Source organism: Blautia argi, from assembly GCF_003287895.1.
GTDB lineage: Bacteria > Bacillota > Clostridia > Lachnospirales > Lachnospiraceae > Blautia > Blautia argi.
Window position 1 is genome coordinate 1,221,854 of record NZ_CP030280.1, and the last position, 20,986, is coordinate 1,242,839.

At 41.6% G+C, this 20,986-nt stretch carries 22 protein-coding genes and 2 pseudogenes; 23 read left to right on the forward strand and 1 reads right to left on the reverse strand.

The features are described from left to right. Window positions 1–6: 6 nt before the first annotated feature. The 23 genes and pseudogenes from dxs to xerD all read left to right on the forward strand — a co-directional run bounded on the left by dxs (window position 7) and on the right by xerD (window position 19,857). Window positions 7–1,863, forward strand: a complete 1,857-nt coding sequence (gene dxs / locus DQQ01_RS06035; RefSeq protein WP_111920847.1) for a 1-deoxy-D-xylulose-5-phosphate synthase — start codon at window positions 7–9, stop codon at window positions 1,861–1,863. Next, complete coding sequence (locus DQQ01_RS06040; RefSeq protein ID WP_111919247.1) at window positions 1,864–2,670, forward strand: TlyA family RNA methyltransferase; 807 nt, start codon at window positions 1,864–1,866, stop codon at window positions 2,668–2,670. Between the two features lie 2 nt (window positions 2,671–2,672). After that, a complete protein-coding gene (locus tag DQQ01_RS06045; RefSeq protein WP_111919249.1) occupies window positions 2,673–3,533 on the forward strand; it encodes an NAD(+)/NADH kinase in 861 nt (286 codons plus the stop codon). A 10-nt stretch (window positions 3,534–3,543) separates the two neighbouring features. Further along, entirely contained in the window at window positions 3,544–4,002 is a 459-nt protein-coding gene (argR, locus tag DQQ01_RS06050; protein ID WP_111919251.1) for an arginine repressor, read from the forward strand. Window positions 4,003–4,021: 19 nt separating this feature from the next. Then, window positions 4,022–5,707, forward strand: coding sequence for a DNA repair protein RecN (gene recN, locus DQQ01_RS06055; RefSeq protein ID WP_111919253.1), 1,686 nt, complete (start codon window positions 4,022–4,024; stop codon window positions 5,705–5,707). Window positions 5,708–5,835: 128 nt separating this feature from the next. Continuing rightward, the gene (gene spoIVB / locus DQQ01_RS06060) at window positions 5,836–7,029 is read left to right on the forward strand and encodes a SpoIVB peptidase (protein ID WP_111919255.1); all 1,194 of its coding nucleotides are present in this window, start codon (window positions 5,836–5,838) and stop codon (window positions 7,027–7,029) included. Window positions 7,030–7,234: 205 nt separating this feature from the next. Then, complete coding sequence (gene spo0A, locus DQQ01_RS06065) at window positions 7,235–8,029, forward strand: sporulation transcription factor Spo0A (RefSeq protein ID WP_111919257.1); 795 nt, start codon at window positions 7,235–7,237, stop codon at window positions 8,027–8,029. Between the two features lie 100 nt (window positions 8,030–8,129). Continuing rightward, a pseudogene (gene glgA / locus DQQ01_RS18085) lies at window positions 8,130–9,603 on the forward strand (glycogen synthase GlgA). Between the two features lie 59 nt (window positions 9,604–9,662). Continuing rightward, entirely contained in the window at window positions 9,663–9,848 is a 186-nt protein-coding gene (locus DQQ01_RS06075) for a hypothetical protein (RefSeq protein ID WP_111919259.1), read from the forward strand. A 15-nt stretch (window positions 9,849–9,863) separates the two neighbouring features. Further along, window positions 9,864–10,118: a spore coat protein gene (locus DQQ01_RS06080; protein WP_111919261.1), complete on the forward strand. Its 255-nt coding sequence runs from the start codon at window positions 9,864–9,866 to the stop codon at window positions 10,116–10,118. Window positions 10,119–10,404: 286 nt separating this feature from the next. Beyond that, complete coding sequence (locus DQQ01_RS06085) at window positions 10,405–10,752, forward strand: GNAT family N-acetyltransferase (RefSeq protein WP_242980612.1); 348 nt, start codon at window positions 10,405–10,407, stop codon at window positions 10,750–10,752. 141 nt (window positions 10,753–10,893) lie between these two features. Beyond that, on the forward strand, window positions 10,894–11,262 hold the full coding sequence (locus DQQ01_RS06090) for a nuclear transport factor 2 family protein (RefSeq protein WP_111919265.1): 369 nt from the start codon (window positions 10,894–10,896) through the stop codon (window positions 11,260–11,262). A 57-nt stretch (window positions 11,263–11,319) separates the two neighbouring features. Then, on the forward strand, window positions 11,320–11,802 hold the full coding sequence (locus DQQ01_RS06095; RefSeq protein WP_111919267.1) for a hypothetical protein: 483 nt from the start codon (window positions 11,320–11,322) through the stop codon (window positions 11,800–11,802). A 51-nt stretch (window positions 11,803–11,853) separates the two neighbouring features. Beyond that, entirely contained in the window at window positions 11,854–12,660 is an 807-nt protein-coding gene (locus DQQ01_RS06100) for a tyrosine-protein phosphatase (RefSeq protein ID WP_111919269.1), read from the forward strand. Between the two features lie 33 nt (window positions 12,661–12,693). Beyond that, complete coding sequence (locus DQQ01_RS06105) at window positions 12,694–12,924, forward strand: GNAT family N-acetyltransferase (protein ID WP_242980614.1); 231 nt, start codon at window positions 12,694–12,696, stop codon at window positions 12,922–12,924. A 69-nt stretch (window positions 12,925–12,993) separates the two neighbouring features. Then, window positions 12,994–13,329 (forward strand): nucleoside triphosphate pyrophosphohydrolase family protein, encoded by a 336-nt coding sequence (locus tag DQQ01_RS06110; protein WP_111919271.1) that lies wholly within the window; start codon window positions 12,994–12,996, stop codon window positions 13,327–13,329. A 205-nt stretch (window positions 13,330–13,534) separates the two neighbouring features. Continuing rightward, entirely contained in the window at window positions 13,535–13,999 is a 465-nt protein-coding gene (locus DQQ01_RS06115) for a GNAT family N-acetyltransferase (protein ID WP_111919273.1), read from the forward strand. After that, window positions 13,996–14,426, forward strand: a pseudogene (locus tag DQQ01_RS06120) (DUF3788 domain-containing protein). Before DQQ01_RS06115 ends, DQQ01_RS06120 begins: the two are co-directional and overlap by 4 nt. A gap of 317 nt (window positions 14,427–14,743) precedes the next feature. Then, the gene (gene recA, locus DQQ01_RS06125; RefSeq protein ID WP_199797999.1) at window positions 14,744–15,832 is read left to right on the forward strand and encodes a recombinase RecA; all 1,089 of its coding nucleotides are present in this window, start codon (window positions 14,744–14,746) and stop codon (window positions 15,830–15,832) included. A gap of 14 nt (window positions 15,833–15,846) precedes the next feature. After that, window positions 15,847–16,449 (forward strand): regulatory protein RecX, encoded by a 603-nt coding sequence (locus DQQ01_RS06130; RefSeq protein WP_111919277.1) that lies wholly within the window; start codon window positions 15,847–15,849, stop codon window positions 16,447–16,449. Window positions 16,450–16,621: 172 nt separating this feature from the next. Beyond that, complete coding sequence (gene rny, locus DQQ01_RS06135) at window positions 16,622–18,124, forward strand: ribonuclease Y (protein ID WP_408607857.1); 1,503 nt, start codon at window positions 16,622–16,624, stop codon at window positions 18,122–18,124. A gap of 95 nt (window positions 18,125–18,219) precedes the next feature. Further along, window positions 18,220–18,789, forward strand: coding sequence for a stage II sporulation protein M (locus DQQ01_RS06140; protein ID WP_111919281.1), 570 nt, complete (start codon window positions 18,220–18,222; stop codon window positions 18,787–18,789). A gap of 183 nt (window positions 18,790–18,972) precedes the next feature. After that, window positions 18,973–19,857, forward strand: a complete 885-nt coding sequence (gene xerD, locus DQQ01_RS06145; protein WP_111919283.1) for a site-specific tyrosine recombinase XerD — start codon at window positions 18,973–18,975, stop codon at window positions 19,855–19,857. 96 nt (window positions 19,858–19,953) lie between these two features. Here the strand turns inward: xerD and DQQ01_RS06150 are convergent, their stop codons facing one another. After that, a complete protein-coding gene (locus DQQ01_RS06150; protein ID WP_111919285.1) occupies window positions 19,954–20,985 on the reverse strand; it encodes a 3-deoxy-7-phosphoheptulonate synthase in 1,032 nt (343 codons plus the stop codon). Between the last annotated feature and the right edge of the window lies 1 nt (window position 20,986).

A 20,986-nucleotide genomic window follows, 5' to 3' on the forward strand; every position in this document is an offset into this window, starting at 1 on the left:
GATAAGATGCTATTAGAAACCATAAAAAAGGCAAATGATATAAAGAAAATACCGCCGGAAAAATTTCCGGAGCTGGCAGAGGAAATCCGGGCATTTCTTCTGGAGCATGTAAGCCGCACCGGGGGACATCTTGCCTCTAATCTGGGCGCAGTGGAACTTACCATGGCGCTGCACTATGTTTTCTGCCTGCCTGAGGATAAGATTATATGGGACGTGGGACATCAGTCTTATACACACAAAATCCTCACAGGCAGACAGGAAGGATTTGACACCCTGCGGACCTTTGGGGGAATGAGCGGTTTTCCAAAGAGAAGCGAAAGCCCCTGCGATGCCTATGACACAGGGCACAGCTCGACCTCCATTTCAGCGGGAGTGGGTTATGTGTGTGCCAGAGATTTAAAGGGAGAGGATTACTCTGTGGTTTCCGTAATTGGGGATGGAGCCCTCACAGGAGGTATGGCTTATGAGGCAATTAATAATGCGGCTTCTTTGAAAAAGAATTTTATGATTGTATTAAATGACAATGAGATGTCCATTTCTCAGAATGTGGGTGGAATTTCCAGCTATTTAAGCAACATGAGAACCACAGAAGGCTATCATGAGTTTAAAACAGGGGTCAAGAACAGCCTGAATAAAATTCCGGGAATCGGTCCTGCTGCCATTAAGCAGATTCACAAAACAAAAGACAGCATTAAGCGTTTGATGATTCCGGGCATGTTTTTTGAGGATATGGGACTGACATATTTAGGCCCTGTGGACGGACATGACTGTAGCCGTCTGGTGCAGATTTTCCAGGAGGCAAAAAAGGTACAGGGTTCTGTGCTCATTCATGTAAAAACAGAAAAAGGCAGAGGATATGAGCCTGCCATGCGCCACCCTGCCAGATTCCACGGTACGGCAGCTTTTGATTTGGAACACGGAATCCCCTTAAGCAACAATGGAAAAGCCAATTATACGGATATTTTTTCCACGGTTATGCGAAAATTCGGGGACAGGGAGAAACAGGTAGTGGCAGTGACAGCAGCCATGCCGGACGGAACCGGACTGAAGCGTTTCCGCAACATGTTCCCGGAACGTTTTTTTGATGTGGGAATTGCAGAGGAACATGCCGTTACTTTTGCTGCAGGTCTGGCTCTAGGAGGTATGATTCCTGTGGTTGCCGTGTATTCTTCTTTCTTGCAAAGAGCCATTGATCAGATTATTGAAGATGTGTGTCTGCAGAATCTTCATGTAATCTTTGCTGTGGATCGGGCAGGACTTGTAGGCAGCGATGGAGAAACCCATCAGGGCTGTTTTGATTTAAGCTATTTGTCCATGATTCCCAATATGACAGTCATGGCCCCAAAGAATAAATGGGAACTTTCCGACATGCTGAAATTTGCAGTAAAATATGACGGCCCCATTGCTGTGCGCTATCCCAGAGGAGAGGCTTATGACGGGCTTGAGGAATTTCGGGAACCGATTGTAAGGGGCCGCAGCGAACTGATTTATCAGGGGAAGGACATTGCCCTTTTGGCAGTGGGAAGTATGGTAAAAACCGCAGAGCGTGTGCGGGAACTTTTAATTTCAGACGGAGAAAATCCTACCCTTGTCAATGCCAGGTTTGTAAAACCTCTGGATAAAAAAATGCTGGACACTTTGGCAAAAAAACATGATGTAATTGTTACCATGGAAGAGAATGTAAAAAGCGGCGGCTTTGGCAGCGCGGTTGCGGAATATATGCAGATAACCCACCCCACCGTACGGGTGCAGGTCTGCGCACTTCCGGACAGTTTTATAGGGCATGGAAATCCGGAAAAATTAAAACAAAAAGCCGGAATTGATGCGGATTCTATTTACAATCGGATAAAGGAGGCAGAATAAATGAAAGAGCGTCTGGACGTTCTGCTGGTAAAGCGGGGACTGGCAGTTTCCCGTGAAAAAGCGAAAGCTGTGATTATGGCAGGAAACGTATATGTGGACAATCAGAAAGAAGATAAAGCAGGCACCATGTTTCAGGATACCGTTCAGATAGAGGTTCGGGGAAATACCCTGAAATATGTAAGCCGGGGCGGATTAAAGCTGGAAAAAGCTATGACTCACTTTGGCGTAACCTTAAAGGAAAAGGTATGTATGGACGTGGGTTCCTCCACAGGAGGTTTTACAGACTGTATGCTGCAGAACGGGGCAGTAAAGGTCTATGCCATTGATGTGGGACACGGACAGCTGGACTGGAAGCTTCGTAATGATGAGCGTGTAGTATGTATGGAAAAGACGAACATTCGTTATGTAGTGCCTGAAGATTTGCAGGAATTGGCTGATTTTTCTTCCATTGACGTATCTTTCATTTCTCTCACCAAGGTTCTGCTTCCGGTCTATCACCTGTTAAAGGAAAGCGGAGAGGTGGTTTGCCTGATTAAACCTCAGTTTGAAGCAGGAAGAGAAAAAGTAGGGAAAAAAGGTGTGGTTCGTGACCCGGCAGTACATGAAGAAGTCATTGAAAAGGTCATTGCCTATGCAACCGGCATCGGATATGCAGTACGTCATCTGGAATTTTCTCCTATCAAGGGACCGGAGGGAAATATTGAGTATCTGCTGCACATACAAAAGCAGGTGGATAAGCTTCCGGAAAGTGAAGAGGCAGATGTAAAAGGCATTGTGGCAGCAGCCCACAGGGAATTGGATAAATAGCTATGGATAAGTTTTATATTATTGCCAACAGTGAAAAAGATGAGGGATTAAAGGTTTCAAAACGTGTGGCGGAATATCTGGAAAGTAACGGCAAGCAGTGTGTGCTTCAGCCTTCCAGTTTTTCTGTTCGCGAGCCTTTTACCCATTATACAGATATCAGTGAAATTCCTGAGGATACAGAATGTGTCCTTGTACTGGGCGGAGATGGTACGCTTCTGCAGGCAGCCAGAGATGTGGTAAGTCGTCAACTCCCTCTTTTGGGGGTGAATCTGGGGACTTTAGGTTATCTGGCAGAAATTGACCGGGAATCCATTGAACCTGCGCTTTGTCATCTTATGGCAGATGAATATACCATTGAGCGTCGTATGATGCTTCACGGACAGGTTTATCACAGAGGAAAAGCAGTGGCAGAGGACGTGGCGCTAAACGACATTGTTATTGGAAGAGAAGGACCGCTTCGGGTTATTCGCTTTAATAATTATGTAAATGGAGAATTTTTAAATTCCTATACAGCAGATGGAATTATTATTTCCACGGCAACAGGTTCCACCGGCTACAGCCTTTCCGCAGGCGGTCCCATTGTTTCCCCGGAAACAAATATTATGATTATGACACCGGTGGCGCCTCATACCCTGAATACCAGAAGTATTATTTTTCCGGCGGAAGACGAGATTGCAGTAGAGATTACCCAGGGTGCAAAGGAAGGACAGGGAAAGGCAGTGGCTTCCTTTGACGGGGATACCAATATTTCCATGACCACAGGAGATCGAATTGTAATCCGTCGTTCTGTCAGTGACACCAGAATTATAAAAATCAGCAACATCAGCTTTTTAGAGGTGCTGCGTACCAAGATGAAGAATTAGGAGGAAGGAAATGAAAATTGCCAGACATTCCAAGATTCTGGAATTGATTAATCAATATGATATAGAAACCCAGGAGGATCTGGCTGCACGTCTGCAGGCAGCAGGTTTTCAGGTCACTCAGGCAACGGTTTCCAGAGATATCCGGGAACTGAAACTGATGAAAATTGCAAAACCCGGCGGCGGTTCCAGGTATAAGGTGATGACTTCCAGAGAAAGCTCTGACAGTGAGAAGTATATCCGAGTGCTTCGGGACGCTTTTCTGTCCATGGATATTGCACAGAATATTCTGGTGATTAAGACTACCTCTGGTATGGCAAATGCAGCGGCAGCAGCTCTTGACCACATAGAGTTTCAGGAGATTGTAGGCAGTCTGGCAGGAGATGATACCATTGCCTGCTTCTGCAAAAGTGCATCAGAAACCATGAGCCTTATGAGTAAAATCAGAAAGCTGATTCATGTGTACGAATAAGAAAACGGAGTAGTGAAAGATGTTAGTGCATTTACATGTTAAAAACCTGGCTTTAATTGAAGAGGCAGAGGTGGATTTTGAGGAAGGTTTAAATATTCTCACAGGAGAAACCGGTGCCGGAAAATCCATTCTCATGGGCGCAGTAAACCTGGCTCTGGGACAGAAAATGACCAGGGAAATTATCAGGGAGGGCGCGTCCTATGCTTTGGTAGAGCTGGTATTTCAGGTGAGTCCTGACACAGAAGAGAAGCTGCGGGAACTGTCTGTATACCCGGAGGACGGACAGGTGATTATTACCAGAAGAATTACAGAAAGCAGAAGCATGATTAAGGTCAACGGGGAAATCTGTACAGCAGCAGCCATAAAAAAGGCGGCATCTCTGCTTCTGGATATTCACGGGCAGCATGAGCACCAGTCCCTTTTATATCCGGATAGACAGATGGAGATTCTAGACGAGTATTCCCAGAGTCGGTCCGCAGAAAAAAAAGAAGCAGTCAAAGTTCTTTACAGTGCTTACAGCCGTATTCGCAAGGAACTGGAGGCTTATGAGATTGATGAGGAGCAAAGGCGCAGAGAAATCAGCTTTCTGGAATATGAAATTCAGGAAATCCAAAATGCAGAGTTACGGGACGGGGAAGATGAGGAGTTGGAAGAGCTGTATCGGAAGCTGACAAACAGTCGGAAAATTACAGAAAGTTTAAACAGTGTCTATCAGCTCACCGGATATGAAGAAGAGGGCAGTGGAACTCAGACCGGGCGGGCGCTGCAAAGGCTGGGACAGGTTTCAGATTTTGATGAAAATCTGGAAAATCTCTATCGTTCTTTAGAGGATATTGACAGTCTGCTCAATGATTTTAACCGTGAGGTGTCAGGCTATCTTTCTGAATTTGTCTTTTCAGAGGAGGAGTTTCAGGAAACCGAGAGTAGACTGGATTTGATTAATACTTTAAAGGCAAAATACGGACACACCATTTCAGAGATTCAGGTTTATAAAGAGGAGAAAGAACAGGAGTTAGAGCGCCTGCGGAACTTCGAGGAGCGAAAAGAAGCGCTGAAAAGAGAGCTGGAAGAAAAAGAGGCTGCTTTGACCCATGCCTGCCGGGAGTTGACAGAAGTGCGAAAAAGCTGGGCAATGAAGCTGAAGGAAGAGATTAAACAGGCGCTGGAGGATTTGAATTTTCTGAATGTGGAGTTTGAAATCCGGTTTACAGAAAAAGAGAAGTTTTCGCCCCAGGGAAAGGACAGCATCTGCTTTATGATTTCTACCAATCCAGGAGAACCGGTGCGGGAGCTTTCTAAAGTAGTTTCCGGCGGTGAGCTTTCCAGAATCATGCTGGCAATCAAAACCCTTCTGGCAGACAAGGATCGTACAGAAACCCTGATTTTTGATGAGATTGACACCGGAATCAGCGGCCGTACGGCTCAGAAGGTGGCAGAAAAAATGGCGGTGATCAGCAGACAGCACCAGATTATCTGCATTACCCATTTGCCTCAGATTGCAGCTCAGGCAAATGCCCATTATCTTATTGAAAAAAATGTGGAAGAAAAAGGAACCAGCACAAAAATTCGCAGCCTTTCCTATGAAGAATCTGTGGAAGAGCTGGCGCGTATGCTGGGCGGCGTAAAAATCACAGAAGCTGTTTTGCAAAACGCAGCGGAAATGAAAGATTTGGCACAGCAACAAAAAAATACAAGAGTGAAATAGACGAAAGGTCACATACTAAAAAGGTACACTGCGGTGTATCTTTTTTTCTTTTCACAGGAAAATCCATTCTGTGAAAAAACGCTCCGCAAGGAGTTTTACTTCCCGAAAAACAGAAAGGTTGTGATTTTTTGTCAAGGAAACGTAATTATCGGCGGTTTCTTATCGTATTATTAGTAGCGGATATTTTTTCGGCAGGTATTCTGAGCTTTGGACATCTGAAGGATACTGTGCCGGATACCATTTATATCCGCCCGGGAGAGGAGGAAGAGCTTTCCAAAGTTCTGGATAATCCCCTTTTGACCTGGACAGATACTATTGGCGCCTCAGAAGCCAGCACCTATCGGATTTCCTGCTCACTTCTGGGAATTCTTCCGGTAAAAGAAGTCCAGGTGCAGACCGTGGAAGAGAAAACCGTGGCAGTCTGTGGTGTGCCTGTAGGCCTATACATGGAAACAGAGGGAGTTCTGGTGGTAGATACCGGAGAAATTGTAAAAAAAGACGGCATTTCCTGCCAGCCAGCCGCTAATATTGCAAAGGCGGGGGATTATATTTTAAAGGTAAACGGAAGCGCTGTATCCGGAAAAAAAGAGTTGATTGAGCAGATTCATAAAAGCGAAGGAAAGCCTATGGAACTTTTGGTAAACCGGGAGGGCGAGAAGATACCCCTATCCCTGACTCCTGTGCTGGCAGAGGATGACAGCTATAAGTTGGGCATCTGGGTGCGAGATAATACCCAGGGAATTGGCACCATGACTTATATGGATAAAAAAGGAAAATTCGGTGCCTTGGGACACGGCATCAGCGATACGGACACAGGAGAACTTTTGAAGATTGAGGAGGGTGAGCTGTATCAGGCGCAGATTTTATCCATTGTAAAAGGGGTGAAAGGGACACCGGGAGAGCTGTCCGGATATATTGAATATCAGAAGGATAAGAAAATCGGTACCATAGAAAAGAACACAGATATCGGGATTTTCGGAAGAGTGGATCAGCCTCAAAGGCTGCAGTTGCAGGAGGCGGAAATTGGGTATAAGCAGGAAGTAAGGAAGGGAAAAGCAGAGCTTCTGACCTGCCTGGAAAATGAGGTAAAATCTTATGAAATTGAGATAACTGATATTTATAAGGAACGGGCAGATACCAACAAGGCATTTGCTCTTCGTGTCACAGATCCGGAGCTTTTGGCAGGCACAGGAGGGATTGTTCAGGGAATGAGTGGCAGTCCCATTTTACAGGACGGAAAGCTTATAGGCGCAGTAACCCATGTTTTTGTACAGGATTCTACCAAAGGATACGGAATTTTCATCGAGAATATGCTGTGGTAAACTGTTGAAAATAATGGGAAAAAATGAAAAAATGTCGAATAAGTATGAAAAGTATCAGAATACAACATAAGTTGTAAGATGATTTAGCTTGATTCTGAAAAGAAGTGATAATATAATACTAATAGTCTTCAGGTGTGGCGATTCAAAAGGGCGCCCGTCATATGCTGGAGAATAGAGTTGGAACAAAACAGATGGAGGATAAGTAATGGAGAAGTTAAATGTCGCTATAGCAGATGACAATGAAAAAATGTTGGACTTATTGGGGAATCTTATTAACGAGGACAAAGAGCTGGAATTAGTAGGACACGCTAATAACGGCGCCGAAATTTACGATATTATAAAAGAAAAAGAACCGGACGTTGTACTTTTGGACATTATTATGCCAAAGGTTGACGGATTAACCGTTATGGAAAAGGTCAGCAAAGACACCAATCTGAAAAAACACCCCGCATTTATTATTGTATCTGCTGTAGGACAGGAACAGATAACAGAGGACGCATTTCAACTGGGAGCAAATTACTATATCTTAAAACCCTTTGACAACGACATGCTGCTGTCCAGAATCAAGCATGTAAGACAGGCAAGGGACAGACGCAGAAGAGATTTTCGGAAAATTAATGCATACGAAAGCGACAGCAGCTATTATGAGAGAAATCTGGAAGCAGATGTAACTAATATCATTCATGAAATCGGTGTGCCGGCGCACATTAAAGGTTACCAGTATTTAAGAGATGCTATTATTCTGTCTGTCAATGATATGGAAATGTTAAATTCAATTACCAAAATTCTCTATCCCACTATTGCCAAAAAGCATCAGACCACGCCCAGCCGGGTAGAGAGAGCTATACGCCATGCCATTGAGGTTGCCTGGAGCAGAGGAAAAATGGATACCATTGACGAGCTGTTTGGTTATACAGTAAGCACGGGAAAGGGAAAACCCACCAATTCAGAATTTATTGCATTGATTGCAGATAAGATACGTCTGGAATACAAAAAATAGGGGAAAATTAGTTGGAACAGAAGGGAAAAATAACTTTTCTTTGCATGAAAAATGGGGTATAATGTCAATAAAGCTTTTGATTTGCAAGGAGGGTGTAATAGTGAAAAAAATATTGTTTGTAGCATCAGAGGCAGTGCCTTTTATTAAAACAGGGGGATTAGCGGACGTAGTAGGTGCGCTGCCAAAATGCTTTGATAAAAATCAGTATGATGTGCGTGTAATTATTCCCAAATATTTGTGTATGAAGGAAGAGTACAAAAACCAACTGCAGTATGTAACCCATTTTTATATGGATATTGGTTACAGACGGGAATATGTAGGAATTATGCAGTTGGTGTATGAAGGAATCCAGTATTATTTTATTGACAATGAGTATTATTTTTCCGGTTATCAGCCATACGGAGATATTCGTTTTGATATTGAAAAGTTTGCCTTTTTCTCAAAGGCAGCGCTGTCCATTCTTCCGGTTATTGATTTCCGTCCGGATTTAATTCACTGTCATGACTGGCAGACAGGTCTGATTCCGGTATATTTAAAGGACAGCTTTCAGGGAGGACCCTTCTATCAGGGTATCAAGACGGTTATGACCATACATAATCTGAAATTCCAGGGAACCTGGGATATTAAGACCATTCGTGAACTTACCGGATTGCCGGCGTATTATTTTACCCCGGATAAACTGGAAGCTTATAAAGACGCCAATCTGTTAAAGGGAGGGTTGGTTTATGCTGATGCCATTACCACAGTGAGTAACACTTATGCAGAAGAGATTAAAAACAGAATTTTACGGAGAGCATTTGGAGGGCCTTTTAAGAGCCAGATCCCATGATTTAAGAGGAATTGTAAACGGTATTGACTACGGGGAATATGACCCGGATACAGATAAGCTGATTGCCAAGAATTACAATGCAAAGAACTTCCGAAAAGAAAAAGTGAAAAACAAACTGGCGCTGCAAAGAGAGCTGGGACTGGCAGAGGATCCCAAGGTTATGATGATAGGTGTGGTTTCCCGTCTTACAGACCAGAAGGGCTTTGATTTAGTCAATTATGTGATGGACGAGCTGTGTCAGGACAGTATTCAGCTTGTTGTACTGGGAACCGGCGAGGAACGCTATGAGAACATGTTCCGCCATTTTGCATGGAAATACCAGGGCAAGGTATCTGCAAATATCTTCTATGACAACGGACTGTCACACCGGATTTATGCTTCCTGCGATGCCTTCCTCATGCCTTCCTTATTTGAACCGTGCGGATTGAGCCAGCTTATGAGCCTTCGTTATGGAACGCTTCCCATTGTCAGAGAAACCGGCGGCTTAAAGGATACCGTGGAACCATACAATGAATACGAAAGCACAGGAACAGGATTCAGCTTTACTAATTACAATGCCCATGAAATGCTGGCTACGATTCGCTATGCAGAATCTGTTTACTATGACAAAAAACGTGAGTGGAACAAACTGGTAGACAGAGCCATGGCAAAGGATTTCTCCTGGGCAAATTCAGCAAAGCAGTACGAAGAAATGTACAACTGGTTAATCGGATATATTGAGAATAGAAAAAGAATCCTGTTATAGAAAATGAGAATTCTGCCATACTAAGAGTGTGAACAAAAAACATTCAGGAGGAAAAAGCCATGACAGAAATCTCGGTACTTGATTTACAGAATCTGCGCCATTTAATCGGCGGTTTCGAAACTACCCACTGCAAAATGCAGGAATATGCCCGCGAGGCACAGGACGTGCAGGTAAAACAGTTTTTCCAGAAGTCTGCGCAGAGCGCAATGGAAAGCAAGCAACAGTTAATGCAGTTTTTACAGTAGCAGGAGGGAAAGAAAATGACAGATAAGACAATGGTGGCAGATACCCTGGCAGGAATTAACGGAGAACTGGTTCGTTATGGGGAAATGATTACCCAGACAGAAAACCAGCAGTTAAAACAGACGTTAAAGCAGATGCGGAATCAGTGTGAAATGTCCCAGGAGGAGATTTATCAGATTGCCAGAGCGAAAAGTTATTATGTTCCGGCAGCATGCGCCAAACCGGAAGAGGTGGCTCATGTACGTTCCGTACTGACACAGCCGGGTATGTAAGAAAATAAGAAGATAAGAAAACAGAGCAGGGCTTTGGCAAAACAGCAGTCAGGAAAATTTCTGAGGCGAAGTTTTGGCAAAGCCCTGTTTTTTGGCTTTATGTCAATAGTTGGGGTAAAATATTTTGGTTGTGTAAAGAATATGGGTATCCGTATGTCTGGATAGACGAGGATTATGAGATTGAATTGCCGTAAAGGGAAGGTAATAAAATGGTATTCAGATTTGGGATAATATTTATCCTTGCGAGTTTTTTGAGGAAGATATAAAAAATAGTCAGCTTTATATTTTGACAGATAATAGAGAAATTGTGGCAGCGTTTGCTTTGTGCGATACAAATATAGGTGAAAATGCAGTTGAGTGGAACGATAACCATGCCAAAGCCATATATATTGACCGATTGGCCGTAAATATTAAATATTCCAAAAAAGGAATAGGCAGCCTGATGCTTGCTAAGGCAAAGGAAATTGCAAGAGCATTAGATGTAAAATATCTAAGGCTTTTTGTAGTAGATATCAATGAACCGGCTATTCAACTTTATCATAAAAATAATTTTTTAAAGGCTAAAGGCATTTATGATGAGGTGTTCGATGATGGCTTTGTATTACATGAATTTGGATATGAAATAAAAGTGTGATGCAAATTCATATATAATGTCTACTTATATTATCTAAAAAATAACAAGGTCATCATAAATTTTATTGTGACAGGTATATGGAATTGTTATAATATGGATATGAAGAAATAGGTGCAATTTGGGAATTGGGGAGGTGATTAAATGCAAAGAGAAGATATTGTTAAAAGTTATTTCCAATCATGGCTTGATAAAAACATCGAACCATTAGAAAACATTTTTTCTGATGATGTTATTTATAGTGAGTGCTATGGTTCGGAATATCATGGATTACCTCAAATCTTAAAATGGTTTTCAGACTGGAATATAAATGGCACAGTTTTGAAGTGGAAAATAAAAAGATTTATTCACCAAGGTATGTTTACAGCTGTAGAATGGTATTTTGAATGTGATTATAACAATGAAATTGGCGGGTTTGACGGAGTATCTATTATTGAATTTGATGAAAATATGAAAATTGTTAACCTAAAAGAATTTCAATCAAAATCTGAGCATAATTGTCCTTATGAGTAATCTGCAAAATCCACCTTGTATGTGGAACAATGACTTAGAATTAACGGAGATGGTTGCATGAAAAAAGGTATAGCAATTGTTTTGACCTTTGCATTGATTTTTACTTTTTCAGGTTGTTCAGATAATGAGAGCGTTGAGTTTAATGTTTATCATTCGAATACGGAAAACCATAAATGGGAACACTTGAAAACATTTTCATGCTCACCGGAGAAAAAACATTTCGTTGATGTGAGAGTGGAAGGTACAAAAAATCATATAACGATTACTTCAGAAGAGAATCGTGTTGAGAAAACAGAGAATACGGAATCTTATTATACTGAGGATATAGATACATATGACTTTATGGTTGATGGATTTGATGGGCAGATTCATTCGTTCCAAACCTTTGAAGTAAAAGATATTCATGAGGAACAGTTTTACCGATTATATCCAATTAGTAATGATTATGGGATAATCTTTCAGGACTTAAAACTGGATAGGCCCTATGACAAGGGTGAAGAAAATCTTGATAATATTTTGATTACTATTAAGTTTCAGTAAATGCTATGCTGATTCGCAACTTCCGGATTTGAATTGATAAGGGTGATAAAAATGGGTAGTAGAAGTATTAAATTTGAGAAAATATTTAATGCCAGAGATATGGGCGGATTACGGACGGTTCATGGAGATACCATTTCTCCGGGGCTTTTGCTCCGTTCCGCAAGCCTGGCAGATGCAACGGAAACAGATAAGAGAATTTTGCAGAAACAGTATCATATTGTAAAGATTATTGATTTGCGTACAGAAACTGAGAGAAAAGAAAAACCAGACGTAATCATACCAAATGCAGACTATCAGTCCAATCCAATTTTTGATGAAAGCATGGCAGGTATTTCACACGAAAAGGGTCTAAACGAAGAACAGGTTCTTGGTTCTGTACCTAAATTGGAATATCTGTATCGTCAAATGGTAACAAATGAATTGTGCAGGAAAAATTTAGGGGAAGCAGTACGGAATGTAATGGAACATGATTTTTCAAAAGGTGGTGTATTATGGCATTGCACAGAAGGAAAAGACCGGTGCGGATTGCTGTCGGCAGTCTTGCTTTCTGCACTTGGCATAGAGTACGGCACGATTATGGAAGACTATATGCTGACAAATGAGATAAATAAGGTAAAAGTGGAAAAGTATTATCAGATGATTCTTCTGGCAGGTAAAACCGAAACAGAAGCTGAAAAGATACGGGATATTTTTTTGGCAAAAGAGGAATATTTAAATGAGGTCTTTTTAGCGATACATGAGCAATATAGAGATATAGACACATTTCTGTGCGATGGATTGAATATTCCACATAATCTGATTGAGAAATTTCAAAAGAGCGTGCTTTTGAAAAATTCTGGTTTGTATGTCGAACAGTGAGATACTTTTCCAGGCTGGTCTATGAGCCGTTTTATGATTGGAAAGCAATTTCAGGGAAAAGGTTATGGGAAACAAGCGGTGTTGGATTTTATTGATTATTTTAAAAACAAACACAATGCTGACAGACTGTATATCAGTGTTTCCTTGGAAAATACAGTTGCACGCAAAATGTATGCTTCTATTGGTTTTAAAGAAATCAAAGAGATTGAGTACACATTTTTAGATATGCAAATGAAAGAAATGCAAATGGTAAAGGAACTGTAACAGGTAGGTATATGCATATCAGTTTAGAAGGAAACGATAGAATTTATAAGATAATGAGGTATGTTGAAAATGAAAGTGAATGAATATCAAGAATTAGCAATGACAACATTGAACCCGGAACTCAATAAGAAGGAGGTTTTAATCAATAGTGTAATGGGATTGTGTGGTGAATCGGGAGAGGCAATCGATATTGTGAAAAAATGGCTGGCACAAGGGCACGAGTTAGACAAGGAACATTTAGCAAAAGAATTTGGAGATATTGCATGGTATTTAGCTGAAGCTGCTACAGCATTGGATATGTCACTTGAGGATATTTTTCAAGCGAATATTGATAAGTTAAAGAAAAGATATCCAGACGGATTTGAAACAAAAAAATCATTGATTCGATTAAAAGGGGATATATAACTTTAAATTTGTATATCAAAGGATAAGTTTGAAGTTGACGGAGCGTAAGGCTCTGAAAAAGAAAATCGCTTTATCAATAACATTTGTGCTTAGTCTGCGCCCATGCTTATGAATCAATATGGTGATAGCTTATTTTGCAATGAATAAATCAGGAAAATGGTAAAGGTTCAAGTGTAAATTCACCGGAAAGGAATAGACAAAAGAAATGAAAATAGTAGAAGTAAAAGAACGAAATGATGCATTGATACAGAAATTATTGGAGGTATGGGAGTCTTCTGTGAGAGCGACACATTTGTTTTTATCAGAAGAGGAGATTATACATATCAAAAAGTATGTTCCGCAGGCGTTAAAAGCCGTATCTTATTTGTTCATTGCCCTAAACGAAGAAAAATCCCCCATGGCATTTATGGGAATTGAAGGACAGAAGCTGGAAATGCTTTTTGTATCGGACAAAGAACGGGGAAAAGGAACAGGCAAAGAATTGATTACTTATGGAATCCGTAAGGAACAAATTTGGGAAGTCGCTGTGAACGAGCAGAATCCTCTTGCAGTGGGTTTTTATGAACATATGGGATTTCAGGTATATAAGAGAACAGAATGTGATGAGCAGGGGCAGCCGTATCCTTTACTTTATATGAGAAGAATACGAAAAGAAGAGGAGGAGTTATGATATCTTTAGAAGAGAAAACGTATTGCCCTACATTAGAAGAAATCGAAGAGTATGTAAGAAATCCCGTTTTCGGGGAATTTTGCGAAGAGATAAAAAGGGAATATGGGTGCAGGGAAAAGATAGAGTTCAGTTCCTGCAGTTGGGAAAAAGGCTGGAATATAAAGTTTAAAAAGGCGGGAAAGACCCTTTGTACCATCTATCCAAGAATGGTTTTTTTACGGTGTTAGTGGTAATTGGGAAAAAAGAAAAAGAAGAAGTGGAGTCCTGTTTGGGTGAAATGACGCCCGCAATACAGGAACTTTATTACCGGACAAAAGAAGGGAATGGACAGCGTTGGCTTATGATTGATTTGGAAGACAGGGAGGACATTTTTCAAAATGTTCTTTGGTTGATTCGGATTCGAAGCGGAAGGTCATTTGCAAAATAAAATGTTTCCTTTTCGCGTATTTTTCTTGACAGATACAGGAAAAAAGTTCATACTGAAAACATCTTAAATATTTTGTGGTTTTGCCGTATTGTGCAGCCGCCCTGCAGTACATAGGAAGCATAGGTGCTTGCGGCAGTTCCATATCTTGATTCCGGGCAGTGTTCACTGCAAAATTCACACAGTAAAATAAAAAAATGGCGGGTGATTTCCATGAAAAACAGTTGACAACTATGGGAAAGTGTACTATTATGAAATACATGAACGAACATAAGTTCGTAAAATGGCAGTGATAAAAAGGAGAATAAAATATGGCGCAGATGGTCAAAGAAGATAAATTAAAGGCTCTGGACGGAGCATTGGCACAGATTGAGAAGCAGTTTGGAAAGGGTTCTGTTATGAAATTGGGAGATTCCACTGCCAATATGAATGTAGAAACCGTTCCTACAGGTGCCTTGAGTCTGGATATTGCCCTTGGATTGGGCGGTATCCCAAAAGGAAGAATTATAGAGGTGTATGGACCGGAATCCAGTGGTAAAACAACTGTAGCTCTTCATATGGTGGCAGAAGTGCAGAAGAGAGGCGGAATTGCCGGCTTCATTGATGCAGAGCATGCTCTGGACCCTGCATATGCAAAGAAGATAGGTGTGGATATTGACAATCTGTATATTTCACAGCCGGATAATGGAGAGCAGGCTCTGGAAATTACAGAAACCATGGTGCGCTCCGGGGCTGTGGACATTATTATTGTGGACTCTGTAGCTGCTTTGGTTCCAAAGGCAGAAATTGAAGGAGATATGGGAGATTCTCATGTGGGTCTTCAGGCTCGTCTTATGTCACAGGCGCTTAGAAAGCTGACCGCACACATCAGCAAATCCAATTGTGTGGTGATTTTTATTAACCAGCTTCGTGAAAAGGTTGGTGTAATGTTTGGAAATCCGGAGGTAACAACAGGCGGACGCGCTTTGAAATTCTATTCTTCTATTCGTATGGACGTCCGCAGAATCGAAACCTTAAAGCAGGGCGGAGAAATGGTAGGAAACCGTACCAGAATTAAAGTGGTGAAAAATAAGATTGCTCCTCCGTTTAAAGAGGCAGAGTTTGATATTATGTTCGGTGAAGGAATTTCCAGAGAAGGAGATATTTTGGATCTGGCAGCCAATATTGGCATTGTGAATAAAAGCGGCGCATGGTATGCATATAAGGACGGCAAAATCGGACAGGGTCGTGAAAATGCCAAAAAATATCTGAAGGAAAATCCGGAAATTTCAGAGGAAATCGAGAAAAAAGTACGGGAATTTTACGGTCTGGTTTCAAAAGAAGAAGGTGCAGACACACAGGAAGCAGGAAAAGAAGAGAAGAAAGCAGCAGAGTCTGCAGGTGCAGCAGACGGTGAAAAAGAAGATTAAGGGGGAACTTCTCCATGACCGTTACAGAAATAAAAGCTGTAACAAAGCAGAAATATCAGGTGGAAATTGACGGACAGTTTGCCTTTGTTTTGTACAAAGGAGAGCTGAGTCGTTACGGGATTGAAAAAGACAGAGAAATATCAGATGAAGTTTATACAGAGTTGGTAGAGGAGGTACTGACAAAGCGGGCAAAACTGCGCGCCATGCACCTCCTTCAGAAGATGGATCGAACAAGAGCAGAGCTGGAGAGAAAATTACAGCAGAATGGCTATCCAGCACAGGCAATCGAAACTGCTCTTTCTTATGTAGAATCCTTTCATTATATTGATGATGCCAGATATGCTGCCATGTATATGGAAAATCAGAAGAATAAAAAAGGAATGGCAAGGATTCGCATGGAACTGATACAAAAGGGGATAGCACCGGAGATTCTGCAGCAGGTGCTTGAAGAAACTGAGGAAAAGACAGATTCCAGAGATGTTATACGGGAGATGCTGGAGAAAAAAAGAAAGATTCAGGGACCATTGGAGGAGAAGGAAAAACAGCGTTTATACGGCTTTTTTATGCGGAGGGGATTCTCTTCCTCAGATATTCTGGCAGTTTTTCGGGAACTGTGAAATTACACAGAAATACGGTTGCTACTTGTTGGTTTTCTGTTGACTTTTTTCAAAATTCAGTATAAAATTATACTGTTGTATCCGTACAATGAAAACTAAATAAGGAGGTGCTCCTGTGGCAATCTATGTAATAATTGCAATTGTTGCTGTAGCTGTTACCCTGCTGGTAGCAATTCCTGTGACTGCCAATCTTTCTGTGAAGAAAAAAATGGAAAAAGATGCAGAAACTATCGGAACAGCAGAAGTGAAAGCAAGAAGCATTATAGATGAAGCATTGAAGACTGCTGAAACAAAGAAACGTGAAGCTCTCTTAGAGGCAAAAGAAGAAAATCTCCGAACCAAAAATGAATTGGAGAAGGAAACAAAAGAGAGAAGAAACGAACTTCAGAAGTATGAAAAACGTGTTTTGTCAAAAGAAGAGGCTCTTGATAAAAAAGCAGATGCTTTGGAAAGAAGAGAAGCCGAGTACACAGCAAAGGAAGCAGAATTAAAGAAGAAAGAAAAGAAAGTCGATGAATTACAAGGACAGAGAGTACAGGAACTGGAGAGAATTTCAGGTCTGACCTCCGAACAGGCAAAAGATTATCTGTTGAAAACTGTTGAAGATGAAGTGAAAATTGACACTGCCAAACTTTACAAAGAATTGGAGAGTAAGGCAAAAGAAGAAGCTGACAAAAAGGCAAAAGAATATGTGGTAACTGCTATTCAGAAATGTGCAGCAGACCATGTAGCAGAAGCTACGATCTCTGTTGTACAGCTTCCAAGCGATGAAATGAAAGGACGTATTATCGGACGTGAGGGACGTAATATCCGTACGTTGGAAACACTGACAGGCGTGGATTTGATTATTGATGACACTCCGGAAGCAGTTGTTTTATCAGGATTTGACCCTATCCGAAGAGAAGTCGCCAGAATTGCTTTGGAGAAATTGATTGTAGACGGGCGTATTCACCCGGCAAGAATTGAGGAAATGGTTGAAAAGGCTCAAAGAGAAGTGGAATCCATGATGAGGGAAGAAGGAGAAGCTGCTGCGCTGGAGGTTGGCGTACATGGTATTCATCCTGAACTGATTCGTCTTCTGGGCCGCATGAAGTTCCGCTCAAGTTACGGACAGAATGCACTGAAGCATTCCATTGAAGTAGCTCAACTGGCAGGTCTGCTGGCAGGTGAAGTGGGAACAGATATACGAATGGCGAAAAGAGCAGGTCTGCTCCATGATATAGGTAAGTCTATTGACCACGAGGTGGAGGGCTCCCATATTCAGATTGGTGCTGACTTATGTAGAAAATATAAAGAATCACAGATTGTGATTAATGCGGTAGAATCTCATCACGGTGATGTGGAGCCTACCTCCCTGGTAGCTTGTATTGTACAGGCAGCTGATGCGATTTCAGCAGCAAGGCCAGGCGCAAGAAGAGAAACCTTAGAAACCTATACCAACAGATTAAAACAATTAGAAGATATTACAAACTCCTTTAAGGGAGTAGATAAATCTTTTGCTATTCAGGCAGGAAGGGAAATTCGTGTCATGGTAGTGCCGGAGCATGTTACAGATGCAGATATGGTACTGCTGGCAAGAGATATTTCCAAACAGATTGAAGCAGAACTGGAATATCCGGGACAGATTAAAGTAAATGTAATCCGCGAATCAAGAGTTGTGGATTATGCCAAGTAATAAAATCGACTGAAAAGAGAATAAAAAGACCCTATGCGAAAGCAGGAAGGGGTCTTTTTTCTTTTGGAAAAACATAGACTGTAAAGGGTGAGAGAATGAAAAAATATAGCAGAATGTTTTCCATATTATTTTTAGTTGGTTTTACAGGCGGAATTTTTTGTACCAATCTGTTTATTAAAGAAACAGGTTATCAGACCAGTCTTTTGTCCTTATATCTGGCAGACGCTGTGCAGAGGGAAAAGGGAAAACCTGGGCTATTTGGGGAATTGCTGGTGAAGAGGGGCGGTTTCTTTTTATTTGGGGCAGTCTGTGGTCTGACGCCTTTAGGCGTTCCAATGGTTTCTGTCAGTCTTGTCTGGTTTGGGTTTCTGGCAGGGAGTCTGATGACAGTGTTTTTGTTGGATTATGGAATAAAGGGGATTTTTCTGGGGATGCTGTCTTTTCTGCCGCAGTTCTTTTTTTACCTTCCAGGTTGGCTGTTGTTTTTCTTTTCTGTCATGCAGATGGCGCAGAAAGCCTGGGGAAGCAAAAAGAAGGAAAAAGCAGATTACCGTGCCTATTTTTTCTTTCTCTCCGGTGCAGCCGTGTGTATTCTTCTGGGTATCTGGCAGGAAAGTTATGTTAATCAAACCTTTTTAAATGCGATATGGGGGAAATGGAACTGAGTTCATAAAAAATTAATATTTTATAATTTACCAGATGTGGTATTGCTCTGGAAATGTTGTTTCGATATCTTGTGGAAAATACGAAAAGCCTTGAAAAAGCAGGAATTCCTGTTAAATTTGGGTTTGATTTTTGTATAATAAATGATATATAATCGAATTATGCCTACAGAAGGGGAATGAAATATGAAGTGCGAAATAGAAGAGTTTATCGGTTATTTACATAATACCAGAGGCACTTCCAGAAATACAGAAGTTTCATATGAACGTGATTTGAAAAAATTGGAGAAGTTTTTGACCGAGGAAGGAATTAAAAATGTGGAGCAGATAAATGCCACACTTTTAAATTCTTATGTCATGCATATGGAGCGGCAGAATTTTGCTGCCTCTTCCATATCCAGAAGCATTGCCTCTATAAGAGCTTTTTTTTATTTTTTGTGCAGAGAAAGAGGCTGGAAGGAAAATCCGGCAGAAAACTTAAAAGCACCTAAAATCGAAAAAAGGCTGCCTGGGGTTCTGACCATAGAAGAGGTGGATTTGCTGTTAAAGCAGCCCAAGGAAAACACGGCAAAAGGAATCCGGGACAGAGCTATGCTGGAGCTTTTGTATGCCACTGGTATCAGAGTAAGCGAGTTAATCAGTCTTACTATAAAAGATATTAATTTAAAACTGGGATATATTACCTGCAGTCACAAAGAAAAAGAACGCGTGATACCTTTTGGAAGCGCTGCAAAAAGATGGGTCGAACATTATATGGAAGGCGCCAGAACAGAGCTTTTGGGAGGGCAGGAGAGTGAAATGTTGTTTTTGAATTGCTCCGGAAAATCCATGAGCCGCCAGGGATTCTGGAAGGTTTTAAAAAGCTATGCAGAAGCAGCGGGGATCCAGCAGGATATCACTCCCCATACTTTGCGCCATTCCTTTGCAGCGCATCTGGTGCAGAATGGTGCGGATTTAAAAAGCGTACAGGAAATGATGGGACATGCAGATATTTCCACTACGCAGATTTACATGAATATGAACATAAATAAAATCCGAGATGTGTATATGAAAGCACACCCCAGACGATAAGAATGAAAAAAGAATTTTTAAAACAAAAGGAAGCAGCACAAAACATAGTATAAATGTTTTGTCTGCTTTCTTTTCTGTTGGCTCCTAACGGAACAATCAGCACAGTTCGGCAATGGTATAAATCAGTTTTTCAGTATCCTCCCAGCCAAGACAAGGGTCTGTAATGGATTTGCCGTATATATGATTCGGGCCGATTTTCTGGTTCCCTTCCACAAGATAGCTTTCAATCATTACACCCTTTACCAGGTTGCGGATATCAGGAGAAACCAGGCGGCTGTGCAGCACTTCCTTTACAATACGAATCTGCTCTTTATATTTTTTGCCGGAGTTGGAGTGATTGGCATCAATAATGGCAGCCGGATTTGCCAGATTCTTTTCATTGTACATATCTAAAAGACGCTGTAAATCTTCGTAGTGATAGTTAGGAATGGTGTTTCCATGTTTACTTACTGCACCCCTCAGAATCGTATGGGTCAGAGGATTTCCGGTAGTGGCTACTTCCCAGCCCCTGGAAATAAAATCGTGTCCCGCCTGGGCTGCAATTACAGAGTTCATCATGACAGAGAAATCTCCGCTGGTGGGATTTTTCATACCTGCGGGAATCTCCAGACCGCTGACCATAAGCCGATGCTCCTGGTTTTCCACAGAACGGGCGCCAATGGCAACATAGGAGAGCAAATCAGAAAGATAGTGCCAGTTGTCCGGGTAGAGCATTTCATCAGCAGAACTTAAGCCTGTTTCGGCAAGGGAGCGCAGGTGCATGTTGCGGATAGCCAGGATACCTGCCAAAACGTCCGGCTTCGCTTCCGGGTCTGGCTGGTGCAGCATACCCTTATATCCCTCACCTGTGGTACGGGGCTTGTTGGTATAAATACGGGGAACCAGAACCAGGCGCTCTTCTACCTTTTCCTGAAGACGGGCAAGACGGTTGGTGTATTCACAGACAGATTCTTCATTATCAGCAGAGCAGGGACCTACAATAACCAGAAATTTATCTGATTTTCCGGTAAATATATCCTGAATCATGATATCCCTGGCAGCCTTTACTTTTTTCAGTTTTTCGGAAACAGGGATTTGTTCCTTCACTTCATCTGGGGTGGGAAGTTGTTTGACGAATTTAAAACTCATG

Excerpts from the sequence above, each read along its gene's own strand:
- dxs (WP_111920847.1), top strand. The coding sequence starts at position 7 with ATGCTATTAGAAACCATAAAAAAGGCAAATGATATAAAGAAAATACCG.
- DQQ01_RS06040 (WP_111919247.1), top strand. The coding sequence starts at position 1,864 with ATGAAAGAGCGTCTGGACGTTCTGCTGGTAAAGCGGGGACTGGCAGTT.
- DQQ01_RS06045 (WP_111919249.1), top strand. The coding sequence starts at position 2,673 with ATGGATAAGTTTTATATTATTGCCAACAGTGAAAAAGATGAGGGATTA.
- argR (WP_111919251.1), top strand. The coding sequence starts at position 3,544 with ATGAAAATTGCCAGACATTCCAAGATTCTGGAATTGATTAATCAATAT.
- recN (WP_111919253.1), top strand. The coding sequence starts at position 4,022 with ATGTTAGTGCATTTACATGTTAAAAACCTGGCTTTAATTGAAGAGGCA.
- spo0A (WP_111919257.1), top strand. The coding sequence starts at position 7,235 with ATGGAGAAGTTAAATGTCGCTATAGCAGATGACAATGAAAAAATGTTG.
- DQQ01_RS06075 (WP_111919259.1), top strand. The coding sequence starts at position 9,663 with ATGACAGAAATCTCGGTACTTGATTTACAGAATCTGCGCCATTTAATC.
- DQQ01_RS06080 (WP_111919261.1), top strand. The coding sequence starts at position 9,864 with ATGACAGATAAGACAATGGTGGCAGATACCCTGGCAGGAATTAACGGA.
- DQQ01_RS06090 (WP_111919265.1), top strand. The coding sequence starts at position 10,894 with ATGCAAAGAGAAGATATTGTTAAAAGTTATTTCCAATCATGGCTTGAT.
- DQQ01_RS06095 (WP_111919267.1), top strand. The coding sequence starts at position 11,320 with ATGAAAAAAGGTATAGCAATTGTTTTGACCTTTGCATTGATTTTTACT.
- DQQ01_RS06100 (WP_111919269.1), top strand. The coding sequence starts at position 11,854 with ATGGGTAGTAGAAGTATTAAATTTGAGAAAATATTTAATGCCAGAGAT.
- DQQ01_RS06105 (WP_242980614.1), top strand. The coding sequence starts at position 12,694 with ATGATTGGAAAGCAATTTCAGGGAAAAGGTTATGGGAAACAAGCGGTG.
- DQQ01_RS06110 (WP_111919271.1), top strand. The coding sequence starts at position 12,994 with ATGAAAGTGAATGAATATCAAGAATTAGCAATGACAACATTGAACCCG.
- DQQ01_RS06115 (WP_111919273.1), top strand. The coding sequence starts at position 13,535 with ATGAAAATAGTAGAAGTAAAAGAACGAAATGATGCATTGATACAGAAA.
- recA (WP_199797999.1), top strand. The coding sequence starts at position 14,744 with ATGGTCAAAGAAGATAAATTAAAGGCTCTGGACGGAGCATTGGCACAG.
- DQQ01_RS06130 (WP_111919277.1), top strand. The coding sequence starts at position 15,847 with ATGACCGTTACAGAAATAAAAGCTGTAACAAAGCAGAAATATCAGGTG.
- DQQ01_RS06140 (WP_111919281.1), top strand. The coding sequence starts at position 18,220 with ATGAAAAAATATAGCAGAATGTTTTCCATATTATTTTTAGTTGGTTTT.
- xerD (WP_111919283.1), top strand. The coding sequence starts at position 18,973 with ATGAAGTGCGAAATAGAAGAGTTTATCGGTTATTTACATAATACCAGA.
- DQQ01_RS06150 (WP_111919285.1), bottom strand. The coding sequence starts at position 20,985 with ATGAGTTTTAAATTCGTCAAACAACTTCCCACCCCAGATGAAGTGAAG.